This is a genomic window from Halorarius halobius (assembly GCF_024298865.1).
Classification (GTDB): domain Archaea; phylum Halobacteriota; class Halobacteria; order Halobacteriales; family Haloarculaceae; genus Halorarius; species Halorarius halobius.
Window position 1 is genome coordinate 2,769,261 of sequence record NZ_CP101161.1, and the last position, 25,899, is coordinate 2,795,159.

Annotated in this window: 23 protein-coding genes and 2 tRNA genes; 11 read left to right on the forward strand and 14 right to left on the reverse strand. The window is 68.1% G+C overall.

The features are described 5' to 3' along the window. Positions 1-21: 21 nt before the first annotated feature. The gene (locus tag NL112_RS14825; protein WP_255149623.1) at positions 22-1,146 is read left to right on the forward strand and encodes an MBL fold metallo-hydrolase; all 1,125 of its coding nucleotides are present in this window, start codon (positions 22-24) and stop codon (positions 1,144-1,146) included. On the opposite strand, the gene NL112_RS14830 is transcribed toward NL112_RS14825, so the two are convergent. Further along, positions 1,147-2,670, reverse strand: a complete 1,524-nt coding sequence (locus NL112_RS14830) for a cryptochrome/photolyase family protein (protein ID WP_255149624.1) — start codon at positions 2,668-2,670, stop codon at positions 1,147-1,149. 141 nt (positions 2,671-2,811) lie between these two features. On the opposite strand from NL112_RS14830, the gene NL112_RS14835 reads away from it, so the two are divergent. From NL112_RS14835 to NL112_RS14845, 3 genes are all read left to right on the forward strand, one after another. After that, positions 2,812-4,947, forward strand: coding sequence for an LVIVD repeat-containing protein (locus NL112_RS14835; RefSeq protein WP_255149625.1), 2,136 nt, complete (start codon positions 2,812-2,814; stop codon positions 4,945-4,947). A 97-nt stretch (positions 4,948-5,044) separates the two neighbouring features. Next, the gene (locus tag NL112_RS14840) at positions 5,045-5,578 is read left to right on the forward strand and encodes a halocyanin domain-containing protein (RefSeq protein ID WP_255149626.1); all 534 of its coding nucleotides are present in this window, start codon (positions 5,045-5,047) and stop codon (positions 5,576-5,578) included. Between the two features lie 32 nt (positions 5,579-5,610). After that, positions 5,611-6,216 carry a uracil-DNA glycosylase family protein gene (locus NL112_RS14845; RefSeq protein ID WP_255149627.1) on the forward strand — a complete coding sequence of 202 codons (606 nt, stop codon included), beginning with the start codon at positions 5,611-5,613 and terminating at the stop codon, positions 6,214-6,216. On the opposite strand, the gene NL112_RS14850 is transcribed toward NL112_RS14845, so the two are convergent. Continuing rightward, positions 6,213-7,106 carry a haloalkane dehalogenase gene (locus NL112_RS14850; protein WP_255149628.1) on the reverse strand — a complete coding sequence of 298 codons (894 nt, stop codon included), beginning with the start codon at positions 7,104-7,106 and terminating at the stop codon, positions 6,213-6,215. The genes NL112_RS14845 and NL112_RS14850 overlap by 4 nt on opposite strands. A 69-nt stretch (positions 7,107-7,175) precedes the next feature. Further along, complete coding sequence (locus NL112_RS14855; RefSeq protein WP_255149629.1) at positions 7,176-9,155, reverse strand: CocE/NonD family hydrolase; 1,980 nt, start codon at positions 9,153-9,155, stop codon at positions 7,176-7,178. 120 nt (positions 9,156-9,275) lie between these two features. Between NL112_RS14855 and NL112_RS14860 the strand changes: the two genes are divergently transcribed. Continuing rightward, positions 9,276-9,551, forward strand: a complete 276-nt coding sequence (locus tag NL112_RS14860) for a ubiquitin-like small modifier protein 1 (protein ID WP_255149630.1) — start codon at positions 9,276-9,278, stop codon at positions 9,549-9,551. A gap of 27 nt (positions 9,552-9,578) precedes the next feature. Further along, positions 9,579-10,589 carry an MBL fold metallo-hydrolase gene (locus NL112_RS14865; RefSeq protein WP_255152608.1) on the forward strand — a complete coding sequence of 337 codons (1,011 nt, stop codon included), beginning with the start codon at positions 9,579-9,581 and terminating at the stop codon, positions 10,587-10,589. A 7-nt stretch (positions 10,590-10,596) separates the two neighbouring features. Here NL112_RS14865 and NL112_RS14870 read toward each other — a convergent pair whose 3' ends face one another. Next, on the reverse strand, positions 10,597-11,346 hold the full coding sequence (locus tag NL112_RS14870) for an endonuclease/exonuclease/phosphatase family protein (RefSeq protein ID WP_255149631.1): 750 nt from the start codon (positions 11,344-11,346) through the stop codon (positions 10,597-10,599). 176 nt (positions 11,347-11,522) lie between these two features. Between NL112_RS14870 and NL112_RS14875 the strand changes: the two genes are divergently transcribed. Together NL112_RS14875 and NL112_RS14880 are read left to right on the forward strand one after the other, a co-directional pair. After that, positions 11,523-13,100, forward strand: a complete 1,578-nt coding sequence (locus NL112_RS14875) for a cytochrome P450 (RefSeq protein WP_255149632.1) — start codon at positions 11,523-11,525, stop codon at positions 13,098-13,100. Between the two features lie 60 nt (positions 13,101-13,160). After that, entirely contained in the window at positions 13,161-14,120 is a 960-nt protein-coding gene (locus tag NL112_RS14880) for a phosphotransferase family protein (protein ID WP_255149633.1), read from the forward strand. Positions 14,121-14,299: 179 nt separating this feature from the next. Here the strand turns inward: NL112_RS14880 and NL112_RS14885 are convergent. The 3 genes from NL112_RS14885 to NL112_RS14895 all read right to left on the reverse strand — a co-directional run bounded on the left by NL112_RS14885 (position 14,300) and on the right by NL112_RS14895 (position 15,037). Further along, a tRNA-Arg gene (locus tag NL112_RS14885) sits at positions 14,300-14,373 on the reverse strand. Between the two features lie 85 nt (positions 14,374-14,458). Next, on the reverse strand, positions 14,459-14,752 hold the full coding sequence (tatA, locus tag NL112_RS14890; protein WP_255149634.1) for a twin-arginine translocase TatA/TatE family subunit: 294 nt from the start codon (positions 14,750-14,752) through the stop codon (positions 14,459-14,461). Positions 14,753-14,779: 27 nt separating this feature from the next. Then, positions 14,780-15,037, reverse strand: a complete 258-nt coding sequence (locus tag NL112_RS14895) for a twin-arginine translocase TatA/TatE family subunit (protein WP_255149635.1) — start codon at positions 15,035-15,037, stop codon at positions 14,780-14,782. A gap of 100 nt (positions 15,038-15,137) precedes the next feature. On the opposite strand from NL112_RS14895, the gene NL112_RS14900 reads away from it, so the two are divergent. From NL112_RS14900 to NL112_RS14910, 3 genes are read left to right on the forward strand one after another with little or no spacing between them, the layout of a single operon-like run. Beyond that, a complete protein-coding gene (locus NL112_RS14900; RefSeq protein WP_255149636.1) occupies positions 15,138-15,629 on the forward strand; it encodes a redoxin domain-containing protein in 492 nt (163 codons plus the stop codon). A 40-nt stretch (positions 15,630-15,669) separates the two neighbouring features. Further along, positions 15,670-16,476, forward strand: coding sequence for an HD domain-containing protein (locus NL112_RS14905; protein WP_255149637.1), 807 nt, complete (start codon positions 15,670-15,672; stop codon positions 16,474-16,476). A gap of 60 nt (positions 16,477-16,536) precedes the next feature. Then, on the forward strand, positions 16,537-17,832 hold the full coding sequence (locus tag NL112_RS14910; protein WP_255149638.1) for an MFS transporter: 1,296 nt from the start codon (positions 16,537-16,539) through the stop codon (positions 17,830-17,832). Positions 17,833-17,835: 3 nt separating this feature from the next. Here the strand turns inward: NL112_RS14910 and NL112_RS14915 are convergent, their stop codons facing one another. The 7 genes from NL112_RS14915 to NL112_RS14945 all read right to left on the reverse strand — a co-directional run bounded on the left by NL112_RS14915 (position 17,836) and on the right by NL112_RS14945 (position 25,882). Beyond that, positions 17,836-18,450 (reverse strand): DUF7504 family protein, encoded by a 615-nt coding sequence (locus NL112_RS14915; protein ID WP_255149639.1) that lies wholly within the window; start codon positions 18,448-18,450, stop codon positions 17,836-17,838. After that, a complete protein-coding gene (locus NL112_RS14920) occupies positions 18,447-19,034 on the reverse strand; it encodes a response regulator transcription factor (RefSeq protein WP_255149640.1) in 588 nt (195 codons plus the stop codon). The genes NL112_RS14915 and NL112_RS14920 overlap by 4 nt, the downstream gene beginning before the upstream one ends. 175 nt (positions 19,035-19,209) lie before the next feature. Then, complete coding sequence (locus NL112_RS14925; protein ID WP_255149641.1) at positions 19,210-20,895, reverse strand: Ig-like domain-containing protein; 1,686 nt, start codon at positions 20,893-20,895, stop codon at positions 19,210-19,212. A 2-nt stretch (positions 20,896-20,897) separates the two neighbouring features. After that, on the reverse strand, positions 20,898-22,919 hold the full coding sequence (locus NL112_RS14930) for a type II secretion system F family protein (protein WP_255149642.1): 2,022 nt from the start codon (positions 22,917-22,919) through the stop codon (positions 20,898-20,900). Next, the gene (locus NL112_RS14935) at positions 22,916-24,712 is read right to left on the reverse strand and encodes a type II/IV secretion system ATPase subunit (RefSeq protein ID WP_255149643.1); all 1,797 of its coding nucleotides are present in this window, start codon (positions 24,710-24,712) and stop codon (positions 22,916-22,918) included. Before NL112_RS14935 ends, NL112_RS14930 begins: the two co-directional genes overlap by 4 nt. 346 nt (positions 24,713-25,058) lie before the next feature. Next, positions 25,059-25,129 (reverse strand) — tRNA-Gly (locus NL112_RS14940). 108 nt (positions 25,130-25,237) lie between these two features. Further along, positions 25,238-25,882 (reverse strand): class I SAM-dependent methyltransferase, encoded by a 645-nt coding sequence (locus tag NL112_RS14945; RefSeq protein WP_255149644.1) that lies wholly within the window; start codon positions 25,880-25,882, stop codon positions 25,238-25,240. Between the last annotated feature and the right edge of the window lie 17 nt (positions 25,883-25,899).

Here is a 25,899-nt window from a genome sequence, read left to right on the forward strand (position 1 = left end):
CTCGGGCACGGACTCCGGGGTATGGCACGCAGTATCTCCGCCGAGCGACTCCGGGACGTGCTCGACTCCGACGAGGAGTTCGCGCTCGTCGACACACGCGACGCCGAGAGCTTCGAGGCGTGGCACATCCACGGCGCCCTCCAGTACGAGTACAAGCCGTTCCAGACGTTCGACCCCGCCGACTTCCGCGAGCAGACCGACCTCACCGAAGAGACTCCCATCGTCACCATCTGCGCGAAGGGCATCTCGTCGGAGGATTTCGCCGCGGAACTGGAGGCCGACGGGTTCGAGGACGTCCGCGTCGTCGAGGGCGGGATGGAGGCGTGGTCCGCCGTGTACGACCACGTCGACCTCGACGTCGATGGCGTCGAAATCGTGCAGGTCCAGCGCCGCGCGAAGGGCTGTCTCGGCTACGTGGTCGGCGACCCCACCACCGGGCAGGCGGCGGTCGTCGACGCGACCCGCCACACCGACGAGTTCCGCGCGGCGGCCGACGAGCGCGGCTACGACATCGTCCGCGTGCTCGACACCCACGTCCACGCGGACCACATCTCGGGCGGCCGGAAACTGGCGGACGAACTCGACGTCCCCTATCATCTCGGCGCGAACGCCACCGACCGGGGCGTCGCCTACGAGTACGAACCGCTCGACCGCAACGAGGTCGTCCAGGTGGGCACCGTCGACGTGAAGGCGCTGTTCACGCCCGGCCACACCAGCGAGATGGTCAGCTACCTCGTCGACGACGCGGCCGTCTGCACTGCCGACACGCTGTTCGTCGACGGCGTCGGCCGCACGGAACTCCAGTTCGGCGAGAGCGACGCCGCGACCGGCGCCGAACTGCTGTACGAATCGCTCCACGGCACCCTGCTCGCGGAACCCGACTCCGTGACCGTACTCCCGGGCCACGAGTCGGGGGTCCTGCGGGCGGAGCCCGTGACGGCGACGGTGGGCGACCTGCGGACGGGGCTGTCGGTGCTCCAGCGCGACGAGGACGCCTTCGTCGAGTCGCTGACCGAGACCGTGCCGGAGAAACCGCCCAACTACGAGTCCGTCATCGACACGAACAGGGGCCACGAGACGCCCGAGGACGAGGAGGCGCTCCAGTGGGAACTCGGCCCGAACAACTGCGCGGCCGCCGGCGACTGACTACAGGTCCCCGTCGCGGGCGGCCTCGCGGACCGCGGCCGCGCGCTCCTGGATGGCGTCGAGTTCCTCGCCCCGCTTGTCGTCGAGATGCGAGTACACCAGTCCCATCCGGTGGTTCTCGCGCAACTCGGCTTCGTTGCGGTCTAGAAACGCCCAGTAGAGGCTGTTGAACGGGCAGGCGTCCGCACCGACCGTCGCGTCGGGGTCGTACCGACAGTCGCCACAGTAGTCGGATAATCGGTCGACGTAGTTCGCGCTCGCGGCGTACGGCTTCGTGGCGAACGCGCCCGCGGCGTACGACCCCATCTCGACGACGTTCGGCGTCGTCACCCAGTGGTAGGCGTCGACGTAGCCGGCGTGGAACCAGTCGTTCAACTCCGCGGGGTCGACTCCGAGAAGCAGGGCGAAGTTCGACAGCACCATCAGCCGCTCGATGTGGTGGCTGTACCCCCGTTCGCGGACGCCCTCGACCACGTCGCCCAGACAGGCCATCGCCGTCTCGCCGGTCCAGTACGCCTCCGGAAGGGGTTCGGTCGCGTTTAGCTGGTTTGCGTCCTCGAGGTCGGGCATCGTCTCCCGGTAGACGTGGCGGGTGAACTCCCGCCAGCCGACGACCTGCCGGACGAACCCCTCGACGCTGTTCAGGGGCACGTCTTCGCGCTCGCGTGTCGCCTCCAGTACCGTCTCGACCACCTCTGCGGGGTGGAGGAGGCCGACGTTGATGGCCGCCGACAGCAGGCTGTGGTGGAGCGCCCACTCGTCGCGGACCATCGCGTCCTGGTAGGGGCCAAACATCGCCAGCCGGTCGTCGACGAACCGGTCGAGCGCGTCCAGCGCCGCTTCCCTGGTCACCGGCCAGCGGAACGGTTCGGGGTCGGCCCAGTCGTGTCCACCCTCCGCGTACGGTCCGTCGAACGTCTCGCGAACCCACTCGCTCACCTCGCGAGTCGTCTCGTCAGGCTCGTAGCACGGGGGTGCGGGCGGCTCGTACTCGGCGGGCGGCGTCTCCCTGTTCTGTTCGTCGTAGTTCCACTCCCCGCCCACGGGGTCGCCGTCGGCCATCAGATACCCCGTCTCGCGGCGCATGTGCCGATAGAACGCCTCGTGGCGATACGGCGGCTCGCGGTCGCCGGCGTACGCCCGCCAGCGGTCGCGGTCACACAGAAACAGGTCGTTTTTCACGACCTCCAGCGTCCCGCCTCGGGCCTCGACCAGGTCGGTCAGCCGGTCGCCCGCGCCGTGGCTGGCCGGTTCCATCACGACGAGATGGTCGGCCGGATGCGCCCCGAAGTGGGCGCCGAACCCCTCCGCGAACGTCTCGCAGGTGTGATACTCGACCGCGACTCCCCGGTCCCGGAGACGGTCGCGGAACTGCCGCATCGCCGCGAACACGAGCGTCAGTTTGTGCGGGTGGTACGGCTTCCGTCGCGCGAAGCCGTGCGCCTCTACCATGAGGACCTCGTCGGCGTCCGCGACCGGGCCGCGGTCGGGGTGCAACTGGTCGCCCAACACGAGGACGGTCATGGGGGAGGTAGGGGCCGCAGGGGCAAAACCCCCGGTCACGCCTCCGCGGGAACAGATCGGCGTCTGGAGCATTCGAGACCGACGTTTGGACGCGTTTGTCAGAACCTTTCTTGGGTGGCTGGGAGTGCGTGTCGGTATCCCATGGAGCGAGACGACATGACCGACGCGACGCGGCGTGCGGTGCTGAAGGCGACGGCGGGCGCGCTCGGCGTGGCCGCCACCGGCACGGCGAGTGCCCACGAGTGGGGGTCCAGTTCGACGACGGGCGTCGAGTCCTCCCCCGAGGACGCGTCCGACCGGCCCGGCGGCCACGCGAACGCCACCCCGGTCGGCTACCACGCGCTCGGCGACGCTGGCGCCCCGAAAGCCAACCCGAACGCGGAGTCCCGTGACCCCCACTACGGCGGCATCACCGAGATACGGACGCGCGGCGACTACGCGTACGTCGCCTTCTTCTCCTCGGACCGGCCGACGCCCGGTCGCGGAATGGCGATACTCGACATCTCGGCGTTCAACGCCGCCGATGACCCGAGCGACCTCGACGGCCGGAGCGTGTCGGTCGTCTCCTTCCTACGGAACAACAACGGCGCGGCGGCGGTGATGGACCTGAAGGTGAGCGACGACGGCGACTACGTGTTCCTCGGCACCCAGCCGTACACGGCGCTGTTCCCCTCGCCGACGGCAGACCCGGTGGGCGCGGCCTCGCGGAGCGAGGCCCGCGACCCGACGCCGAACCTCGACGACCACTCGGCGACCATCGCACCCGGTGCCGTCGTCGCGGTCGACGTCTCCGACAAGGGGAACCCCGAACTCGTCGGCGCGTTCGAGGTGTCGGGCACCGGCGTCCACAACCTCTACCACCACCGCATCGGCGGCGACGAGTACGTGTTCGCCATCCACGACACCGGCGACGGCACCACCGGGATGTACGTGTTCCGGTTCGACCGGACGAGCGGCGGCCTCGAGTTGGTCAACCGGTGGGCGCTGTCGGGCGACACGCGGCAGGGCGAGGTCGGCGCGGACCTCGCGTACATCCACGACGTCGAACTGCAGGACGACCCCGTCACGGGCAAGCCGACCCTGTATCTCTCCTACTGGGGCAACGGACTGCAGATACTCGACGCCTCGAACCCCGAGGACCTCGAGCTCGTCGGCCACTTCGACATGAACGGCACCGGCCGCTGTCACTTCGCCAGCCCCGCACCGGAACTCGTCGAGACGGACGCCGGCCTCAAGCGGTTCTGCGTCGCCAGCCACGAGACGCCGACCGCGGCCGACGACGCCGACGGCACCGGCAACGTCTACCTCGTCGACGCCTCCGGGCTGTACGACGCGGACGCCGAGGCCGGGCTGGCGGTCGACCTCCAGTCCGACGGCGACGTGGTCGAACTCCGCGACGTCGGCTCCTGGGAGTGGCAGAAGAAAAGCGACGGCGACGACACGGCGTTCTCGTTCGGCAACTTCGAGCTGTCGCCGCACAACTCCGACGTGGCCGTCCACGACGGCGAACTCTGGGTCCATCAGGCTCACTACCACGGCGGCGTTCGGTTCCTCAAGATGACCGAGCCGTCGCCCGGAGCCTTCCGTCTCGAAGAGCAGGGCTACTCCCGGCCGAAGTACAGCACGCCCGAGGCGTCGCGGATGCAGGGGCTCACGACGGTCGTTCCGAACTGCTGGGGCGCCGTCCAGTCCAACGGCGTCACGTTCGCCTCCGACATCAACCAGGGCGTCCACGCCATCAAGGCGGAGGGCGTCCCGCTGGGCGGCGCACCGGCCACCGCCAGCGTCGACGTGAGCGACGACGGCTCGCTTTTCACCGCCGGGCAGACGAACCAGACGGTCCTCGACGTGTTCCCGGGCCGGTACGACGAACTGACGGTACGGGACCGCCTCCCCTCGTCGTGGTCTGTCGTCGGGGGCGACGACCTCGGCCAGTCGGGTGTCGCCGCAGGAGCGGGCGACCGTACGAACGACGACGGCACCTACGACGGCGGTGGGTCCACGTTCGTCGAGTTCGCCGCCGACGCCGGCGTCGGTGACAGCCTGAGCTACTTCGTCGAGGCGCCCGCCGAATCCGGCGCCTACACGTTCGGCCCCGTCGAGGTGAGCCCCGACGGCGGCGACACCTGGTACGCGGTTCCCGGCACCATCCGGAGCAACGTCGTGGCCGGCGCCAACACGAACCTGGCCGCGGGCGCGGCCGCCGCGGGCGTCGCCGCTCACCAGCGCGACCGCATCCGTGACCGCGTGGCGCGGCTACTGGACCGCGGAGAGTAAGCGGTGCCAGCGCCCGCGTCAGATTCACACGAACCTGTGACACGGTAGCGTTCGCCTCCTCCCCGTTCTTGCCCATCGCCTACCAACTACTATCCGTATGCACGAGACATCGTTCGGCCGGAGAGGATTTCTGAAGGCGAGCGGCTCGGCGGCACTGCTGGCGAGCGTCGCCGGCTGTACCGGGACCGGTGGCGGGAACGGCGGCAACAGTCCCACGTCGGGCAGTGATGGGTCGCCGGCGGACCGCGTCGCGGCGTTCCTGAACGCCGACCCCGCGGCGGGGAACTTCGAGGGTACCGTCGTCGACGAGACCGGAACGGACGAGGTAGTGGTGGAGGTCGGTGCGTCCGGCAACGGCGGCAACTTCGCGTACGCTCCCGCGGCGGTCCGCATCGATGCGGGAACGACCGTCTCGTGGCAGTGGACCGGGAAGGGGAGCCTCCACAACGTCGAGTCGGTCGCCAGCGACTCCTTCGAGGGTGAGTTCCAGTCGGACTTCGACTTCACCAGTGGCGACCCCAAGGAGTCCGGCGACCCCTACGAGCAGTCGTTCGACGACGCCGGGGTCGCTCTCTACTTCTGTGGTCCGCACAAGAGCCTCGGCATGAAGGGCGGCATCGTCGTCGAGTAACGCTTTTCGTCCGCGCTCGCGTCCTCACGGGCGTGGAGAACGTCACCGAGGAGACGAGCAACCCGTTCGGCATGCGGGTCGACGGCCGGGCGGTGTACGGCTACGGGGACGCCAACGCCGACTTCCACGTCGTCGGGGAGTCCCCGTACGCCCACGGTGGTGCCGACACCGGTGTGCCGTTCACCGACTCGCTGGCGGGCGAGCGTATCCAGTCCGTCCTGCACGAGGTGGGACTGCTGGCCGAATCGTACGCCGACGACCCGGACGCGGAGAACCTGTATCTCTCCTACGCCCACCCGAAGGTGACCGACGGCCCGCCGACGGACGCCGGGTTCGCCGACATGGAGCGGTTCCTCGACGCGGAACTGCGTGCAATCAACGCCCACATCCTCCTGCCGGTGGGCGACCGTGCGCTCGACTACTGTCTGCGTGAACACACGTCGCTGGCCCGGAAACTGCCGAGCGACGCGGCCGCGCTCCACGCGCGGCAGGTGCGGGGCCGCGGCTTTCTCGTCGTCCCCGTCAGGGACCCCGAGGAGTGGGAAGCCGGCGACCGGGAGCGTCTGCTCGGCACGCTCCGGGCGATACTCGACTCCGACTACCGGCAGACGAAGGGCGTGGCGACGACCGTCGGCTAACTGCGGTCGACGAACGCGACGATGCGGTCGGCTATCTCCTCGCCGGCGTCTTCCTGCAGGAAATGCATCGCGCCTTCGACCCAGACGTCCGGCTGGTCGCTGGCCGTCGGAATCAGGTCCCGGAGCGGGTCGCGGTTGCCCCGCGTGATTGGGTCCGAGTCCGCGAACAGCACGAACGCCGGCTTCTCCCACTCCTTCAGCCGAGAGGCGGCCGCGCGGGTCATCTCGGCGCCGTCGCCGCCGCCCTTCCGGGGCACCATGTCGGGCCACTCGCGGGCGCCGGCCTTCGAATCCTCGTCCGGGAACGGCGCCTCGTAGGCCGCGAGCACCTCGTCGGACAGCTCCGTCGCAGTGGCGTTCTGGATGAGCATGCCGATGGGGAGCTCCTCGACCCCCTCGACGAACTCGCGGAACTGCTCCCACTCCGGGGGCATCTCCTGTGTGCCCTGCGGGATGCCCGTGTTCATCGGCACCAGCCGGGCGAACCGTTCCGGGTGGTGGCCCGCGAGCGTCAGCCCCAGGATGCCGCCCCAGTCCTGGCAGACGAGGGTGATGTCGTCGAGGTCCAACTCCTCGAGGAACCGCTCGAACGCCGAGTAATGCATCTCGAAGCTGTACTCGTCGCGCTCGGTGTACTTGTCCGAGCGGCCGAACCCGATGGCGTCGGGGACGACGACGCGGCCCCGCTCTGCCAGCCGGTCGACCATCTTCCGGTAGAGGAACCCCCAGGTCGGCTCCCCGTGGAGACACAGGAACGTCTCCTCGCCATCGCCCTCGATGTCGACGTACGCCATCTCCGCGCCGTCGTCGGTCACCTCGACCGTCTCGTGTGGGTAGTCGTAGTCAGGGACGTCGTCGAACCGGGTCTCGGGCGTGCTCGTGAGGCTCATGGTAGATCGAGCGGCCGGCTCGGTTAAAATTGTTTCCCAGAACGGGAAGCGAGTTTAACGCTGTTCGGGCTACGACGTGGGATTCGGGAGGTTCGGCACGTCGAACGACGAGTCGCGGTCCTCGCGGTAGGCGTCGTACCCCTCGGGGTCGCCGTACAGCGGCGAGTCGTCTGCGCCGCCGCGGTCGTTCCCCTCGTAGTCGGGGTCGAGGGGCGCGACCGGGAGGTGGACCCGCGACCCCTTCCGACCGCACGCGACCCGGACCGTGCCGCCCTGCTCGGAGGCGAGGGTTCCGCCCGCGGCCGCGGAGACGCGGAACGCGAGTCGGTGGCCCGCCGGCACCACGAGGTCGGTGTACAGCGACCCGAACGTCACCTCCTCCAGTTCGCCGGGGTTGAGCGCGTCGCCCGCCGTAGGCGTCGAGCGACCGCGCATCGGGACGCTGTCGCGGTACCACGCCCGCATCCAGGCGTAGGAGGCCAGCAGGGGCTGGTCGCGGTCCGGCGTGTGTTTCACCGTCGTCGGGTCGCTCGGCTCCGCCCCCGGCGGCACGTCCAGCACCTCGACGGCCGTGGTGGCATCGGTACCCTCGGGGATGATGCCGAGATGGAACCCCAACTGGCCGGAGAGCCGGAGGTCCTGCTCCAGCGGCTCCGTCACCCACGTCACCGACTCCGGCGCGTCGGATGCGGGGCCGTCGGCGTACGCGGCCGTTCCACCCTCCCCGCTCGATGCCGAGAGCGTGCCGTCGGGGTTCAGATACAGCGTCCGGTCGCGTTCGGCGGCGGGGTAGGCGCCGCCGTTCTCCCACGACCCGTCCTCACGCTGGACCTCGAACTCCGGGTCGGCGTGAGCGCCCGCGTCGATATCCTTGAGATGCTGGGCGAACCAGCGGTGGGTCGCCTCGACGAACTTCTCCCGGAAGGGGTGCGTTATCTTCGCGCCCCCCTCGCTCTCGGGGACGTGGGGGTCGCCGTGCTTCCCGTTGTAGAGCCACAGTTTCGTCGGCAACTCGTCGGGAAGCGCCTCCCACAGGTAGCCGACGTTGTGGCTCTTGACGTTGTAGTCGAACAGCCCGTGGATGATGAACGTCGCCGCGTTGATGCCCGCGGCGTCCTTGGTGAACGACCGCTCGCGCCAGAAGTCGCGTTTCGCGTCCTGGTAGGGGTTGGCGTGACCTTGCGAGACCGCCGCGCCGAACGTCCCCATGCAGGCTTTCCGTTCGAGGACGTGCAGGGGGTAGCGGTCGTCGTCGAGGCCGCTGTTCTGCGTGTCGGCGGCCGGGAGCACCTCCGTGAACAGCGACGGCGTGACGAGCGACTGGCCCTGTATCTGGGCGCCGTTGACGAACGCGTAGTCGTACCAGCGACCGATGGCCCGGATGGGGATGACGGCCTTCAGCGCCTCCGGGTGGCGACCCGAGATGGGCTGTTCGGCGGCCGCGCCGATGGCCATCGTCCCGTCGTAGGACCCGCCGGTCATCCCGACGGCGCCGTTCGACCAGTCCCGCTCGACGAGGTGGTCGATGCTGTCGACGATGTCGTACACCTCGTCGCGGTCGCCGTACTTCTGACAGCCCGAGGAGTTGCGGGTCCCCCGCAGGTCCAGCAGGGCGACGGCGTACCCCCGCGGCACGAAGTACTCGTCGTACCACTCGGGGAACGGGACCGACTCGCCGCCACCCAGTCCCGGGACGCCCGGCGAGGTGGGCACGTCACGCTGGTCCCAGTGGGGGTCCTTCAGTTGCCGGCGCCAGCCGCGTCCGAGCGTGTTGAAGTACGGCGACGCGACCATGATGGTCGGTACCTCCTCGTCGGTGTCCGGGCGCACGATGTCCACCCAGATATCGGCGCCCGTCCGGGTCGATATCTGCTCGTACTCGACGACGGCGTCGTCGTAACTGAACCGTTCGGGGTCCACCTCGTCGAGGTCCGGCTTGTCGTCGCTGGCCTGCACGGCTCCGGCCGACCCCATCGAGAGCGTGGTCCCGAGGCCAGCGGCCGTGGCTCCCTTCAGGAGTCGGCGTCGCGAGAGCGGTCGCTCGTCCATGCATCGGAGAAAACCGCCCGACAGAAAGGGTTTGAGCCGGGTCACTCCGTGGGTATTTGCCGTGGCGCCGGGGCCACGTGCCGCCCGAACGTTGATGGCCGACCGCACCGAGGTCGGCCCGTGCAGGTCGACTGCGAGTTCTACGCGACGGTCCGCGACGCCGTCGGCACGAAACGCCGAACCCGGGAGTTCGAGGCCGGAACGACCGTCCGCGAGGCGCTCCACGCGCTCGCCGACGCGCACGAGGGGCTCGGCCCACTGCTGTTCGACGGGGACGGGGACGTCCGCCCGACCATCGCCGTCTCGGTGAATGGCGACCCCGTGGGCGAGGCGTTCGACCGGGTGCTCTCCGGTGGCGACACGCTCATAGTCGCCCCCGGCGTCGCTGGAGGATAGATGGACGTGCCCTCGCTCCCGTTCGAGATGAAGCAGGTACAGCTCGGCAACCACGAGTTCGAGGGGCAGAACAACTGCTACGTCCTCGGGACCGAGCCGGGGGCCACCCTGACGCTCGTCGACACCGGCATCGCCCACCCCGACACGCGCGAGCAACTGGAGTCCGACCTCGCGGCCCACGGCCTCGAGTTCGCCGACGTCGAGCGGGTCCTGCTTACCCACTGGCACCAGGACCACGTCGGCCTCGCGGGCGAGATACAGGCCGAATCGGGCTGTTCGGTCCACGCCCACGCCGAGGACGCGCCGCTCATCGCCCAGGACACCGAGGCCCAGGAGTCGATGAACGCGCGACTCCGCCGACTCACCGAGGAGTGGGGGATGCCCGACGGGAAGCGCGAGCAACTGCTCGGCTTTCTCACCAGCGAGGACGGCGAGGGCCGGCCACCGGACGTGACGACGTTCACGGACGGCGACCGGTTCGACGCCGGGAGCGTCGACCTCGAGGTCGTCCACCTCCCGGGTCACAGCGCCGGCCTCTCGGGGTTCGCGTTCGACGGCCGCGACGGGGAGGAACTGTTCCCCGGGGACGCGCTCCTCCCGTACTACACGCCGAACGTCGGCGGCGCGGACACCCGCGTCGAGGCCGCCTTGAGCAAGTATCTCGACACGCTCGCGGGCGTCGTCGACCGAGGGTACACCCGCGCGTGGCCCGGCCACCGCGGCGCCATCGTCGACCCGCCGGGCCGCGCGGCCGACATCATCGCGCACCATCGCCATCGGACCGGTCGGGTCGTCGACGTGCTCGACGAGACGGGCCCGGCGGACCCGTGGACAGTCGGCGCCCACCTGTTCGGCGACCTGCACGGCATCCACATCCTGCACGGCCCCGGCGAGGCACACGCACATCTCGTCCACCTGACCGACGCGGGCGTCGTCGAACGCGACGGCGACGACTACGCGCTGGCCGACCCGGAGGCGGACCTCGACGCGCTGTTTCCGGACGTGACCGGGGCGCTCGCGCCGGAGCGACAGCCCTGAGACGCGGCTACCGCCAGGCCAGGTCGACCACGACCGGGTCGTGGTCAGACGGGTAGCCACCGTCGGGCCGCGCGTCCAGCACGTCGAACCGCTCGACGCGGAGTTCGTCGGTCAGGAGGACGTAGTCGAGTCGTCGCCCGCCGTCCGGTCCGCCGAAGTCGGTGAACGTCGGCACGCTCGACGCGGCGCCGTCGGTCCTCCCGGCGTCGGCCAGCGGTCCCTCGTCCACGAGCCGCGCGTGTGGGGGGTCGTGGGGCTCGCAGTTGAGGTCTCCCGCGAGAGCGACCGGCTCCTCGCGGTCGGTCACCCAGTCGGCGAGCAGGTCGGCGCTCTCCCGGCGTGCCCGCTCGCCCTCGTGGTCGAAGTGGGTGCTGACGGCGGTGAGCGACCGGTCGCCGTCCCACAGTCGCGCCCACGTCGTGACCCGTGGAAGCGCGGCGTCCCACCCCGGCCGCTCGGGGGCCTCGGGCGTCTCCGAGAGACCGAACGCACCCCAGTCGTCGAGCGCGAAGCGGTCGGCGTCGTAGCCGACGGGCGTGTGTTCGCCGCCGGCCACCGAGCGGCCGACCCAGGCGTAGTCCGGTAGTCGCTCGCGGAGGTCGGTCAGTTGTCCGCGCCACACCTCTTGGAGACAGAGCACGTCCGGTGTCGCCCTCGCGACGACGCTCGCGACGGCGTCGCGTCGCCGCTCCCACGCCCGGTCGCCCGTATCGAGTCCGCTGTATCGGACGTTGAACGACAGCAGGGTCACGGCCATGGACCGGGTAGCGGTCGCGCGGTAGAATCGCTTTCGGCGGGCGGTTTCGCCCGCGGAGCTACGCCGTCTGACGGTCTCGCGCCGGTCTGCCTCCGTCCCGGATTGACGCCTCGGCGTGCGGTCCGTCGGCGAACCACCGTGAGACACATACGTGTTCGTGTCAAACGTTAACATTCATGGCACTTCCGTACCGTCGCGTCCTGCCGGCGCTGGGCGACTCGACGCTTCCGGCGGTGTTCGAGTTGGTGCCGTCGCTGGTCAACGACGACCCGGTGGTGTTCGCTCGGCTCCTCAGGGAGCGATACGGCTACCGGGTGTCGCTTCCCGCGATACATCCCGCGCTCGACGCGAACGTGACCCTGCTGTCGCACCCGGACGACGTACAGTTCGTCCTCCAGCGGAACCCGGAGACGTTCCGGGCGCTCGACGTTCCGGGGTCGCGGGACTTCGGGCGGGTCGTCCAGGACAGCATCGTGAGTCTCACCGCCGACGACGGCGGCGGCGAGTGGGTCAAGCGGCTCCGACTGGTCAACCCCGAGTTCACGGCGGCGGCCGCCGCCAGCGCCGTTTCCGACCAGGTCGGGACGACGCTGGCGACGCTGGCGGAACTGGCGGACGACGACTCGCCCGGCGGACCGGTGACGGTGCCCGACGGCGCTCGCATCCGGACGGCAGGCGGCGAGGGTGTACGGCTCCTGCCGGCGATGCGGCGGCTCTCGCTTCGTCTGCTCGGGGACACGCTGTTCGGCCCGGACGTGCGCGCCCACGAGGTGGCGATAATCGACGCGGTCGACACGCTCCGCGACGAGTTCAAGCGCCGGCAGCTCCAGCTCGTCACGAGCCACGTCACCCGTCACGTCCCCGCGGAGATTCACCTCCCTGCCAGGGTGCGCGACGCCATCGGCTCGGACCCCCACGTCGCGCTACCACGGCGACACGACCGCCGCGTCGAGGAGGCCATCGAGACGCTCCGGACCGCGGCGGCGGCCATCATCGCCCGGCGAGAGCGGACGCCCCTGGCGTTCGACGACGCGCTCGGCGCGTGGCTCCGGCGGCCGGACCCGGTCACCGGCGACCGCGTGACGCCCGAGACGCTCCGCCACGAGGTGATGGGACTGCTCATCGCCGGCCACGCGACCACCAGCGCCGCGCTGACGTGGGCGTTCTACCTGCTGGCCGCCCACCCGGAGGTCCAGGAGCGCGTTCACGGCGAGGCCCGCGAGACGGTGCTGTTGGGCGACCTGCCGGATGCCGATGCCGCGATGTCCGAGAAGCCGTCGCCCGAGACGGGCGAGGAGTTCCTCGACGCCGTCCCGTTCACGCGGCAGGTATGGCAGGAGACGCTCCGGCTCTACCCCGCGCTCCCCGTCTTCGGGCGGACGGTCGCCGAGCGGGTGACGCTCACCGACGGGGAGACGACGCTCGCCCCCGGGTCGCACGTCCTCCTCAGCCCGTACGTCACCCACCGCGACGACGCGTTCTGGTCGGAGCCGGACCGATTCGACCCGGACCGGTTCGACGGCGGTGGCCGCCACGAGTTCGCCTACTACCCGTTCTCCGGTGGCCGCCACGCCTGTCTCGGGGAGTCGCTCGCCACGACGGAGGCGGCCGTCGTGCTGGCGACGACGCTCGCGACCCACCGCGTCGAGTTCGTCGGCGACGAGCCACACGACGCGCCCCCGGTCGACGTGGACTCGGCCATCAACCTCCAGCCGGACCGCGACATCGCGGTCCGGTTCGTCCCCCGCGAGTGACTCCGTGACGGGCTCACACGGCACCACAAGAGCCTTTCCGGGCCACCGACTCCCAGCGACATGGACGACGACGAACGGGTCTCTGCCGCCCTCCAGGCCGCGTTCCCGGACCGCACAGTCGACCGCGTCGGCGCGGCCGGCCCGTCGTGGAACGACGCGAACCACACGGTCGGCGTCGAGTTCGCCGACGGCGACCGGTGTTACCTGAAGATCGCCAGCGACGGCGACGGCATCCGCATCGCCCGCGAGCGCGCCGTCGTCGAGCGCGTCGACGGCGTCCCGGTCCCCGACGTGCTCGCGGCCGACGCCGGCGGCGACCCGCCGTATCTCGTCACCCGTCCCGTCGACGGCGACCCGCTGATTCGTCGGTGGGACGACGCGGACGCCGACGGGCGACGCGGCCTCGCGCGCCGCGTCGGTCGGTCGCTCGCGACCGTTCACGACCACCGGTTCGACAGCCACGGCCACGTCGTCGGTGGCACCGGCGACGGCCTTGACGTCGACGCCGCGCCGTGGTCGGAGGTGCTCGTCGACACGGTTCGGAACCTCCAGTCGCGTGCGCCCTGCGACCGACGGAGCGAGCATTTCGAGGCCGTCGTCGCGGCGGTCCGGGACGCCGCACCCCTCCTCGACGACGCGCCCGCCGCACTCCTGCACGGCGACCCAGCCCAGCCCAACTGCTTCGTCGTCGACGACGAGGTCGGCTTCCTCGACTGGGAGATTGCCCACGTCGGGGACCCCGCCCGTGACGTGGTCCGGGCGCGCGACCAACAGTTCGACCCGCTCCGGGGCGAGGCCCCTCCGGCGGTCGTCGACGCCTTCCACGACGGCTATCGCGAACGTGCTGGCGGCCTCCCGGAGGGGTTCGAGCGCCGCCAACCCCTGTACGAGGCGGTCCGCCTGCTCGGGGTGTCGGGCTACCTCGACCGGACCGCGGAGTTCGTCGACGAACCGGTCGGGGAATTGACCGCGTGGCTCGACGTGGAGCTAAACCGGCGCCTCGACCGGATTCCGGTCTGAGCCGCGTCGGGGCGGGAGCGTCCGTGCCGAGAGTGAAAGGAGGCGAGCGGAGCGGACGTGGCAGGAGAGAGGGAGCGGACGTGGCAGGAGAGAGGAAGCGGACGTGGCGGGAGTGAGCGCACGCGGAGCGTGCGCGAACTACGCCACGTCCGCGAGTGAGGAGCGAAGCGACGAACGAGCGGACGTGGCGGGATTCGAACCCGCGTTCTAGGGGTTAGGAACCCCTCGCCCTGGTCCACTAGGCCACACGTCCCACCGGGAGCACCGCCCCCCGCGAGAAAACGGTTGCGGAGCACCGCCGCTGTCCGGTGGCGTCGAGAGAAGTGGTGGGGTACCCGTCAGTTCTGGGTCGTCTCGTCGGTCTCGGTGGTCGTCTCCGCTGTGGACTCGGTGGTCGTCTCGGAGGTGGTCGTCGTCTCCGTCTCCGAACCCGTCGCGCCCTCGCGCATCTCGTTGAGCTCCTGTTCGACTTCCTCGCGTCCCTTCTGGAACTCGCCCATGGCCTCGCCGGTCGAGCGTGCCAGTTTCGGAATCTTGTTCGCGCCGAACAGCAGCACGGCGATGAGCAGGATGACCAGCAGCTCAGGCCCGCCGGGGATGCCGAGCTGCGCCGGGGTGAGTAGTTCGAGCATCTATGTGCGTGGATTACCCGCTCCCGATTATAGGCTTTTTCCTGACGAGCCGTCGCTCGCGGTCTCCGTCGCGGGGGTCGTCGACGCGTCACTCCCGCGCATCTCGTCCAGTTCCTGTTCGACTTCCTCGCGCCCCTTCTGGAACTCGCCCATGGCCTCGCCGGTCGAGCGTGCCAGTTTCGGAATCTTGTTCGCGCCGAACAGCAGCACGGCAACCAGCAGGACCAGCAGTAGCTCCGGTCCGCCGGGGATGCCGAGCTGTGCCGGGGTCAGTAGTTCGAGCATCACCCGACCGTTCGGGAGGTGACTTGTAGGCCTTTCTCCGAGTTGTAAGTCTTCTGCCGGAGCACGAACCCTCTTGACAGCCCGGCGGCAAGTCTGGCGTATGGTAACCGAAGGCGACGACGCACCCGAGTTCACCGCGCCGCTTGCGACCGGCGACATCGAGTCGTTCACGCTCTCCGAGCGAATCGAGGACGGTCCCATCGTGCTCGCGTTCTTCCCCGGCGCGTTCACCAGCGTCTGCACCGGCGAGATGCGGACGTTCCGGGACCGTATCGACGAGTTCGCGGGCGAAGCGGCGGTGTACGGCGTCTCGACGGACCCGCCGTTCGCCCTCAACGAGTTCCGTGACCAGGAGGACCTCCCGTTCGACCTGGTGAGCGACGTGACCGGCGAGGTGAGCGAGGCGTACGGGGTGGCGATGGACCTCGCGGGGCTGGACGTGCCCGGGGTCGAGACTGGCGAGGCCAGCGTCGCGGAGCGGGCGGTGTTCGTCGTCGACGGCGACGGTACGGTCTCGTACGCCTGGGTCGGCGACCATCCCGGCAAGGAACCGGACTACGACGCGGTCGCGGACGCCGCGGAGGCCGCCTGAGGCCCGAATCCTTTTCGCGCCGCGCCCCCTCGGGTCCGACATGAGCGACGTCGAAGCCGGGGGTCGTGAGTACGACCCGAGCGCCACTCACGCGTTCCCCGACGAGCGGGTGAACCGCGTGCTCGAGTTCGTTCAAAACGACCCCGAGATACGGACGTATCTGCAGGCCCAGAACGTCAACCCCGTCAAGCGGAAGGGGTACAACGACCACGGCGAGACGCATATCCAAATCGTCCGCCACCGCGCTCTGTGTCTGTACGACCTGCTGAAGCGCGGCGGCGTCGAGTTCAACGGCGCGGCCGACCAGGGGCTCGAGGAGGCCGACGAGGCGGTCATCATCGCGCTGGCGGCGACCCTGCACGACATCGGCCACGTCGTCCACCGCGACGAACACGCCTACTACTCCATCCCGCTGGCCGCCGACGTGCTCGACCGCATCCTCCCGGAGTTCTACGACGCCGGCGAGGCCGTCCGCGTCAAGGGGGAGACGCTCCACGCCATCCTCTGTCACCACACCGAGGAGGACCCGCTGACGACCGAGGCGGGCGTGATGCGGGTCGCGGACGCGCTCGACATGGAACGGGGTCGCTCGCGGATTCCCTACGAGCGGGGCGGGAGGGGCATCAACACGCTCTCCTCGCAGGCCATCACGCGGGTCACCCTCGCGGAGGGCGACGACCGGCCGGTGCTCGTCGAGATAGAGATGACCGACGCGGCGGGCGTCTACCAGGTGGACGAACTGCTGAAGGCGAAACTGCAGGACTCCGGGCTGGAGGACTGGGTCCGCATCGTCGCCATCAACACCCACGAGGAGGACGAGCGCCTCGTCGAGCGCATCGAACTGTAGGGGTCACCTTTCCGTCCGCTTTCCGTCCGCTTTTGGTCCGCCGCCGAGTCACTCGAGGTAGTGTCGTCGCTCCGTGCGTTCCGCGACCCGGAGTTCCTCGCGCTGTCGGGGACGGCGTTCGCTCGCGCGCAGTCGTACTCGACCATCGCCATCGCGCTGGCGCTGTACGCCGACGCCTTCGGCACCACCTCCAGCGTCGAGGGGCTGTTCGGGACGGCGTTCGCCGTCGTCCAGTTGCTCATCGTGCTCCCGCTCGGTCGGAAGATAGACACCGGCAACGCGAAACGGTGGTTGCTGGCGGGGCTCGTGCTCAACGTCGCGGTGTTCGTCGGCTACGCGCTGATTTCGAGCGTGGCAGACGTGATTCTGATGCGCGTCGTACAGGGGGTGGGAGCGAGCCTCCTGTGGATAACCGGGTCCACCGTCGTCGGGGAGATAGCACCCGACGACGGTCGTGGGCTGTGGCTCGGCACCTACAACCAGGTGGGCGCGTTCTCGTCGCTGTTCGGTGACCTCGTCGGCGGAGCGATGCTGGCCGTCTACGGGTTCACGGAGGCGTACGCCCTTCTGGCGGCGGTGACGGTCGTCGCGTTCGCCGCGGTGTTTCTCGTGCTCCGTGACAACCCCGGCGGACGGACGGATCCCGAGGAGGCGACCGGCACGGAGACGCTCCGGACGCTGTTGGGTCGGGGGCCAGTGCGCGCGCTCGTCACCTTCCGGCTCGGGCTCTCCTTCGGGAAGATGTGCGTCATCACCTTCCTCCCCATCTACGCCCGGACCGCTTTCGGGATGAACCCGTTCGTCGTCGGCGGCCTGCTCGCGGGCGGCAAACTCACGAAGGCGCTCACGCAGGGGGTGGTCGGCGACGCCACCGACCGCCTCGGCAACAAACATCTGTTCGTCGCGGTCGGGGCCCTGCTGTACGCGCTCGGGACGGTCCTCATCCCGCTGGCGGAGTTCGCCCCCGCGGTGTTCCCGACGATGCGCGTCTCGTTGCCGACGTTCGGGGGTGCAATCGCGGCCGGGTCGCTACTGCTCCCGCCGGCGTTCTTCGTGCTCGCGGGAGCCTACGCCGTCTGTGGCGTCGCCGACAGCATCCGACTCCCGGCGAGCATGGCGCTGTTCGTCGAAGAGGGCGAGGCGTTCGACGCCGTCGCCGGATCGATGTCGCTCCGCTCGGTCGCGTGGAAGGTCGGGCAGGTGGCCGGCCCCGTCACCGTCGGCGTCGTCTGGGACGCCACCTCCGTCGGCGTGGCGTTCGGCGTCGCCGGTGCGTTCATCGCGGCCGCCACGCTCGTGTTCCTCTTCCTGTACCAGGAGTCGTCGCCCGCGCCCGGAGCGGTGCCGGGCGACTGACCGCTACGCGTCGGCGTAGCCGGTGCCCCGGAGGTCGACGCCGTCGCCGGTGATGGTCGCCTCCGCGTCGAAGATGGCCCGGACCGTGTTCGTCGCCTTGTCGTCGTGCATGTCGGGATGGAGCGCGAACAGCCCGAACAGCTCCGCCGAGCGGATGCGCGAGGTGAACACGTGCAGGAACCGGAACACCGTCTGGAGTTCGCCGTACATCATCAGCGTGGAGACGGACAGCAGACCCACCCGCACACGGTCGGCCTGCCCGGCCGACTCGAACCGTTCGAGGTGTTTGGCGAACTCCAGGCTGATGCCCGTCAGGTCGCTGGGCGAGGATAGCTGACTCACCTGCACGCCCTCCACCTCGGTCGCACCCTTGTCGTTCGTCACGTCGACGATGCCGACCCGAGCGGGGTCGACTCCCCCGCGGTCGTCGAGCGCGTCGACGATGCGCTCGGCCGAGCGGTCCGCCGTGATGAGAAGCACCGTCTCGCCCTCGCGCAGGCCCTCGGCCGTCGCGTCCAGCACTCGCTCGCGGACCGGCGGCGCTTCGCCGGACATGAGCAGGCTCGTCCCGGGGTCGAACGAGAGCCCATCGGAGATGTCCCCCGCCGGATACGTCACTCTGACCCCCTGCGGCTGGCCTCGTCCTCTATCTCACGGACCATCGCCACGAACTCCCCGTCATCCATCGACGACATCGACGTCTCAAGTTCCTTCCGGATGTCGCCCATGCGCCGTTCCAGTTCCTCGAACTCCTCGCTGTCGTTTAGTTCCGCCGGCGACTTCGACGACTGGAGCGCCGCACGCTTCGATGCGAGCGCGTACAGCTCCCGCTCCAGTTCCGCGTGAGTCCCCCGCTCCAGTAACCCCTCGACCGTCTCCAGCAGTTGCTCGTGCCCGACCGGCTTGGTGAGGTAGTCGTCGAACCCCATCTCCAGGATGTCGAAATCGGGCTCGACCGCGGTCACCATCGCCACCCGACACTCGCTCGTCCGCCCGCGAATCCGACCGAGCACCTCCTCGCCCGTCATCCCCGGCATCAAGCGGTCGAGCAACACCACGTCGACGCTCCCGTCGAGTCGCTCGAGCGCCTCCTCGCCCCCGTTCGCGGTGCGGACTTCGTACTCCTCCGTGAGCCAGTGGGTGTAGATCTCGACGAGCGCCTCCTCGTCCTCGACCACCAGCACCGTGGCTTGCTCACCCATGTACCTTCACGAGGGGTTGGACCCCATCTGTAATGAAAGGGTGGTCTATGTCGTGTGGGAAGTGTGGTCCGAATCGGACGCAACTTGCACTTTCCGGATTCACCCTGCTGTTCACGGCGATATCGAGTCCAGTAACGGAGAGACAGCCGATAATCCGAGAAAGATTACCGGGTTGCTACGCTTCGTTGGCGAACAATTGGACGCTGTATGTCTCGCTATAGCCGCTGTCGTAGACGATTGTCATTTCTAATATAATTGCATCACCTGAATCTGTGTCAAGTGGGACTTCTTCGTCAAATTGTAGCGTGAGCTGTGAACTACCACTTGGGACAGTGGGCCCACTGCTGAGAACAACTGGTCCAGATTTTTCCACGATATTGGTGCTAGTTCCATTTAGTTCTGTAATCTTATCTGGACCATCTTTTAGAGCGGTTGTGCCAGTCGCTGTTAGACTAGCATCTTCACAACTTCCAGTGAGAAGACTTGCAAGGTCACATGCTGTGCCACCTACCAGGCTCGGGGCTCCTGCAACTGTCTTGTTATCGGCATATGATATATGTGCGAGAGTAATGCTAGAAATCTGTCTTGTCGAGCCCGTATTAACCAATTCGATAGTTAGCTCATCATTGTTTGCCTGGCTGGCATCACCCAACACTATCGGGGCATCTTTGCCACCAAAGAAGCCATCCAATTCCTCAAGCTTAGGCTCTACCGTTCCACTATTGTTCAAATCCTCTGAGAACTCAACCGTCGTCGCGGTAGCGCCAACTCGTTCTACCGTGGCTACGCCGTTCGGGCCGGTCGTGACACGGACGCTTTGCGCGGAAACGGTCCCGTTGGAGAGAGTGCCGGACGAGGTGTTCGCCCACAGCGTCACGCCGCCAACCGGATTGTGAAACTCATCGCGGACAATGACCCCGGCAGTCGACCGTTTGTCCGTCACTGTAGTAGTCAGGTATCTCGGCCCAGGGTCGCCCCCGGTCCCGAACCCGACCTTCGCCGTACGGAAGGTGTACTGGCCGGGCTCCAAGACGACCGTCAGGTGGTTGAACTCGCCGGAGCGCGGCTTGTAGCGCACCGCGGAGATGTGGCCGTTGCCGGCGACGGTCCCGCTCCCATTCACCGACGCGCCCGAGGGGGTGTACTCGTCCGACAGCGTCTCGTTCCACTTCTCCAGCGAGAGCTTCGTCGGCACGGTGACGTTGATGGGGCCGCTGGCGTTGTTCGAAACCTCGTACTCGCTCATTGGCCCCGACAGCGACTTCGCCGTGACGGCCTCGGCGGTGACGCCGCCCTCCGAGTAGTTGCCACCGACCGCGACGAGGCTTATCTCGCGGCCGTCGATGAACGAACTCGACTTGACGAGCGTCTCGTTGTCGAACCGCTCGTAGTAGGCCGTCGGCTCCAGCGTCCGGACCGGTTCGCTCCCGTACACGTTGTAGTTGATGTCGTAGGTGAGCGCCTTCGTCCCGACGCGGTACACCGGGACGTTGTCGAACAGCGTGCCGGCCTGCGTCGAACTGGTGACGTTCTCGACGGTGATGTTCGCCCTGTCGGTCGTCGAGAGTCTACCGCTCGCTGGCGGGGGGTTGTAGAACAGTAGCCGCGCGGGGTAGTCGACGCCGAGTTTGACCGCGGCCTCACGGCTGTTGCCGCTGGCGACGGCCTCCCAGGTGGCGACCCGGAGGTTCGCCATGTCGTTGGTCACCTCCTGGCTGTGGTCGAACTCGATTTCGGCGTTCGCGTCAGGGACGGCCTGCACCTGGATGACCGAGATGACGGCCACGAGAAGCCCGAACACGAGGATGGCACCGATGGTTTCGCTGACTGCACGCGAGTCGAGAGTGAGTTCGTCGAACATGGTCAGATGAACAGGAACACCGCAAGCGCAAGCGCGACGAGCGCGATGCTGTACTTCAGGCCGGCGAGCACGTCGTTGTCGGCGAGTTTGCCCGCCAGTAGTCCGCTCCCGATGCCCTGGATGAGCGCCGAGTGGAAGAACACCGTCCGGTAGGCGTCGACGGGCACCTTCGTGATGTCGACGAGTCCGGCGTTGGCGGTGCCCGAGGCTTCGCCGGCCATCTCCCCGATGGGGCCGAGATACGACGTATCGAGCAGAACGATGACCGCCAGGTACACCAGAAAGCCCATGATGACGATTGCGGTGTAGGCTTTCATCTCGCTTTTCCGCTTGGACTCTATCTGGTGGCGGTTGCGGGTGTCCTCGGCGGCGATGGAGATTATCTTCGCCAGGTCCGACGAGGAGCGCGAGCCCTTGGCGATGAGGTTCATCGTCCGGGTTACCTGAGGCACCTGGAGGCGGTTGGCGAACGACAGCAGCGCGCGCTGGACGTCGTAGTTCCAGTTGATGTCGTTGCGGACCTTCCGCAGTTCCTCGGCCATCGTCCCCTCGGACCACCGGGAGACGAGTTCGAACGAGTCGACCAGCGGGATGCCCATCTGGTTCGCGCTCGAGAGGATGTTGAGCGTGTCGGGGAACCGCTTGGCGATTTTTCGGCGGCGCCGGCGCTGTATCTCGTAGAACACCGTCAGCGGGAGCGCCGTGATGAGGAACGGGACGACGAAGTAGCCGATGGTCGCCGGAATCGCGTTCTGGGTGATGCCCTGGACCGACAGCGGGACCTGCCCGGACGCCACGAGCACGCCGACCGCCAGGAACGCCAGCGGCACCGTTCCCACCAGCGACAGCAGGGGGTTCTGGTTCTTGAGGTGGTCGATGGGGTTCGTCGCCGTTTCCCAGAGGTCGTCGCGGCGCTTGCGCTCCTCGTACTCGGCGAACAGGGGGTGTCCCTCGACCGCGTCGGACGAGACGTCACCGCCCCGGTCGGCGGTCGAAATCTCCACCTCGCCGGAGTTCTGCGCGTACGGCCGCGAGAGGTAGTCGACGACGACGAGAAAGCCCGCCATCGCCAGCGGCAACACCGCGTAGATGATGATGTACGTGGGCGTCAGCGAGTTCGCGCCGAGCAGGCTGATGACCAGAAGCGTCACGATGAGGAACAGCGGCGCGGCGACGAACAGGACGACGAACACCTCCGACAGCACCGACAGGGTGTCGAGGAACTCGTCCTGTTTCTGCCGTGCCTCGTCCATGTACGATTCGGCCTCGTCCTCGAGGAAATGCGAGAAGTCACTGCCGGAGTCGAGCACCGAGATGGTGTCGTCGAGGAACTGCTCGAGGTTGTCCGACGGCGTCAGGTTCCGCGCGTCGCGCAACGCCGTGAACAGGTCGTTGCCGAACAGCTCCACGTCGCGGACTATCATGTCGAACTCCTTTGACACCTCGCCGTAGACGCCCTCGGCGTCCGCGAGTTCCTCGAACACCTCGAACGTGTTCATCCCCCCGTGGCTGAGTGCGTACATGTAGACGATGGCGTGGGGCAGTTGGATGTCGATGGAGTTGCGCCGACTCGCCACCACGTTCCGCGGGTAGTAGTACAGGCCGAGAAACGTGCCGGCTCCACAGACCACGACGAAAAGCACCGTCAGCAGGCTCCCGACGAGGTAGGTCGTCACCGACGCGCCGGTCCCGGCGACGCCAGCGAGGCGGGCGAACGCATCCATGCTGGCTAGCTGGGCGGCAAGCGCCGCACCGACGAGCAGGCCGACGACCGCCGCCAGTGCGGCGTAGCGGACCGCGCGGGCGAGGTAGACGTCGTAGGTCTCGCCGAACCGCGCCTGATTGAGCCACCGCTGGATGTCGCGGAACGACTCCGGCCGCGTCTTGAAGAACGTCCGCACGTAGCCGTGCTGGTCGCGGAGGCGGTCGCGCTCCTCGCTCGAGAGGTCGCGCTGGTCCGGGAAGTACTGGTCCAGTTCGTACTCGGGGACGGGGGCCGAGTCGTCGACGTTGGGCTGGCTCATTCTGTCAGGTCAGCGGGGCTGAGCGTTCCTTCCTCTATCTGCCGCATCAGTTCGACCTCCTCGTTGCCGAACGCGTGGATGGCGTTCGTCACCTCGTGGTAGCCGGTGATGTCGTTCTCGAGCAGGTACTGGAGGAACTCCTCGCGCTTGCGGCGCTCCTGGGCGAGTTCCTTCTTCGACCAGCCACGGTCGTCGGCGATGTCCTGGAGCACCTGCGAGTTGTTCATCTTCTGGTGGGCGTCGGCGTCGGCGTCGCGGTTGAACACGTCGATGGCCCGCACCGTCTCGCCGCCGTCGTCGCCCGCGCGTATCTCGGTCACCCCGTCGTTGCGGCGCACCCGGTCGCCGTCGAGGAACGTCTGCTTCTGGACGGAGATGATGTCCAGGTCGAGTATCATCTGGGTCGGCACCGACAGCGGGTCGTTCTCCAGTCGGTTCAACACGCCCGCGACGCTCTCGGCATGGATGGTCGTGTAGGCGGTGTGGCCCGTCCCGATGGCCTGGAAGAACGTGAACGCGACGTTCTGTTCGGTCCGTATCTCCCCGACCAGCAGGTACTCGGGGCGCTGGCGGAGCGCGGCCTGGAGCAGTTCGTACATCGACACCTCGCCGCGACCCTCCGAGGTGATGGAGTCGCGCGTGAGGCTCTGAATCCAGTTGTCGTGAGGGAGCGTAATCTCGCGGGTGTCCTCGATGGAGACGACCTTCGAGTCCTCGGGGATGAACATCGAGACAGCGTTCATCGAGGTGGTCTTCCCCGACCCCGTCCCGCCGGAGAAGATGAGCGAGCGGTTGTTCTCGATGGCCATCCAGAAGTACGCCATCTGCTCGACCGAGAACGTTCCACGCTCGATGAGGTCGACCGGCGTGAACGGGATGTTGGCGAACTTCCGGATGGTGAAGTTCGACCCTCGGGTAGAGACGTCCGAGCCGAACGTCAACTGCACGCGGGAGCCGTCCGGCAGGGTACCGTCCATCAGCGGCTCCGACACCGATATCTGCTCGCCGGCACGCTGGGCAAGCCGCAGAGCGAACGACGACAGCTCCTGGCCGTCGAAGGTGATGTTCGTCGGCAGGTCGCGGTGCTCGAAGTGGTAGACGTAGACGGGGATGTCCACCCCGTCACAGGAGACGTCCTCGATGTTCGGGTCCCGCATGATGGGGTCGATGGGACCGAGGTGGACGAAGTCGCGGATGAGGTAGTACTTCAGTTTGTGGAGGGTGCCGTCCTCGACCGTGGCGGCGGCGTGGTCGTCGATTATCTCGTCGACTTTCCGCTCGAAGACGGCCTCGCGGTCGTCGCCGTCGTCGAGGTCCTGGTACATCAGTGAGTTGCGGAGTATCTTCACCAGGTCCTCGCGGACGTACTCCTCGAACTCCGTCAGTATCGGCTCGTGGACGTGATAGCGGAGTTTGTCGGTCTGTGGGTCCCGCAGGATGGAGACGTACGCGAACGGTTTGTTCACCCAGATGCGCTCTACCTCGTCGTAGCTGTCGAGATACGAGAAGTCGAACAGTTTCGTCTTGATGAAGTTCGTCGACGGCGCGGTGGCGAACGTCTCGTCGAGGTCCGCGTCGTTGAACCACGCCTTCGCCTCGCGGAGCACCTCCCCCTTTATCGGGTGGTCCGCGACGAGACCGCGGTCCTGCTCGGGCGGCTCCTCGGGCTCTCGCCCGTCGACCGCCTCGGTGTCGTCCGTCGTCTCCGCGTCGGCCTCGGACGCGACGGCGGTCCCGCCGTCGGTCGCCTCTTCTCCCCGCTCGTCCGCGTCATCCCATGAGAAGTCTGCCATCTGTCTACTGCCCCCCGAACGGAGTTGACCGATGGTCGGTTCGTGTAGGATTAAACATTCGGGTCTGAACGGAGATTCGACTCGACCGTTAAATCGTATTCGGTATTTTCGACGGCTGTATCCCGGACTGACGGCCGAATCGCTCCCGTCCGGAATTATAAAAGCCCGGGTATTTTTGGGCATTGAAACGACCCGCCCGGCCCACTTGATAAAAATGGCCGCCGATAACTGGTCGTCTACTGTTCTGTTCGATGTCCGATGTTATCGAACGACCCCACCCCTCCCATACAGGAGTCACCACCGACGAACTCCGAGTCCAGGGCGGGGTAGCCCCGTTCGGCAGGAATGCGCCGGCCGGGAATTGAACCCGGATCGTTGGCTTGGAAGGCCAAAGTCATACCATTAGACCACCGGCGCGCTTGCCGACGGCGAGTGCACCCGGGCTCGCGGTTCCGTCGGAACCGCTCACCACCGGCGCCTCACCGACGACGTGTGGTCTCGCACCGGCCCGTACTCCGCCTCCGCCTATGTGCGTTTCCCTTCGGGACCGACGACGGCATAGCAGTTGCCGCTGGCGAGAAAGGAGCGTTCGACGGACAGTGCGCTCGCCGCCAGGTCACGCTCGAACTCGTCGGGGTCGTAGATGTGATAGAACCGACCGACGGTCTCGCCGTCGGGGAGCGTCCAGTCGACGGTGGTGTCGAACCCCGACTCGCGGTCGAACGTGTCGTGGGTGGTGCTCCACGCGCTCACGAGCGCGCGGCCGTCCGGCGAGAGCACGCGCCCCAGTTCGTCGAGGCTCGCCACGCGCAACGCCCGCGTGGGGAGGTGGTGGACGGTCGCCACGTAGACGGCCATGTCGACGACGCCGGTCCGGACCGGGAGCCGCGCGGCGTCGCCCTGCACCAGGTCGACGTCGAAGCCGCGCTCCGCCGCGCGCTCGACTGCGGCCCGGAGCAGTCCCCGCGAGAGGTCGACCCCGACCACCCGGTCGGCGTGGGTCGAAAGCGACTCGGCGTGCCGGGCGTTCCCACAACCGATGTCGAGCGCGAGCGCGCCCGTTCGCCCGTCGAGGAACTCGCCGACCTCCGGCCACGGGTACTCGCGGGTGGCGGCGAAGTGGCCGGCGATGCGGTCGTAGGTGTCACGCACCGCCCGTCGGTCGTCCATACGGGCCGGAGGTCGCC

What these genes read in the sequence shown, in the direction of transcription:
- NL112_RS14875 (WP_255149632.1), top strand. Translation starts at nt 11,523, where the DNA reads ATGGCACTTCCGTACCGTCGCGTCCTGCCGGCGCTGGGCGACTCGACG.
- NL112_RS14920 (WP_255149640.1), bottom strand. Translation starts at nt 19,034, where the DNA reads ATGGGTGAGCAAGCCACGGTGCTGGTGGTCGAGGACGAGGAGGCGCTC.
- NL112_RS14930 (WP_255149642.1), bottom strand. Translation starts at nt 22,919, where the DNA reads ATGAGCCAGCCCAACGTCGACGACTCGGCCCCCGTCCCCGAGTACGAA.
- NL112_RS14935 (WP_255149643.1), bottom strand. Translation starts at nt 24,712, where the DNA reads ATGGCAGACTTCTCATGGGATGACGCGGACGAGCGGGGAGAAGAGGCG.
- NL112_RS14900 (WP_255149636.1), top strand. Translation starts at nt 15,138, where the DNA reads ATGGTAACCGAAGGCGACGACGCACCCGAGTTCACCGCGCCGCTTGCG.
- NL112_RS14945 (WP_255149644.1), bottom strand. Translation starts at nt 25,882, where the DNA reads ATGGACGACCGACGGGCGGTGCGTGACACCTACGACCGCATCGCCGGC.
- NL112_RS14825 (WP_255149623.1), top strand. Translation starts at nt 22, where the DNA reads ATGGCACGCAGTATCTCCGCCGAGCGACTCCGGGACGTGCTCGACTCC.
- NL112_RS14895 (WP_255149635.1), bottom strand. Translation starts at nt 15,037, where the DNA reads ATGCTCGAACTACTGACCCCGGCACAGCTCGGCATCCCCGGCGGACCG.
- NL112_RS14850 (WP_255149628.1), bottom strand. Translation starts at nt 7,106, where the DNA reads ATGAGCCTCACGAGCACGCCCGAGACCCGGTTCGACGACGTCCCTGAC.
- NL112_RS14870 (WP_255149631.1), bottom strand. Translation starts at nt 11,346, where the DNA reads ATGGCCGTGACCCTGCTGTCGTTCAACGTCCGATACAGCGGACTCGAT.
- NL112_RS14830 (WP_255149624.1), bottom strand. Translation starts at nt 2,670, where the DNA reads ATGACCGTCCTCGTGTTGGGCGACCAGTTGCACCCCGACCGCGGCCCG.
- NL112_RS14855 (WP_255149629.1), bottom strand. Translation starts at nt 9,155, where the DNA reads ATGGACGAGCGACCGCTCTCGCGACGCCGACTCCTGAAGGGAGCCACG.
- NL112_RS14925 (WP_255149641.1), bottom strand. Translation starts at nt 20,895, where the DNA reads ATGTTCGACGAACTCACTCTCGACTCGCGTGCAGTCAGCGAAACCATC.
- NL112_RS14880 (WP_255149633.1), top strand. Translation starts at nt 13,161, where the DNA reads ATGGACGACGACGAACGGGTCTCTGCCGCCCTCCAGGCCGCGTTCCCG.
- tatA (WP_255149634.1), bottom strand. Translation starts at nt 14,752, where the DNA reads ATGCTCGAACTACTCACCCCGGCGCAGCTCGGCATCCCCGGCGGGCCT.
- NL112_RS14865 (WP_255152608.1), top strand. Translation starts at nt 9,579, where the DNA reads ATGAAGCAGGTACAGCTCGGCAACCACGAGTTCGAGGGGCAGAACAAC.
- NL112_RS14835 (WP_255149625.1), top strand. Translation starts at nt 2,812, where the DNA reads ATGGAGCGAGACGACATGACCGACGCGACGCGGCGTGCGGTGCTGAAG.
- NL112_RS14840 (WP_255149626.1), top strand. Translation starts at nt 5,045, where the DNA reads ATGCACGAGACATCGTTCGGCCGGAGAGGATTTCTGAAGGCGAGCGGC.
- NL112_RS14905 (WP_255149637.1), top strand. Translation starts at nt 15,670, where the DNA reads ATGAGCGACGTCGAAGCCGGGGGTCGTGAGTACGACCCGAGCGCCACT.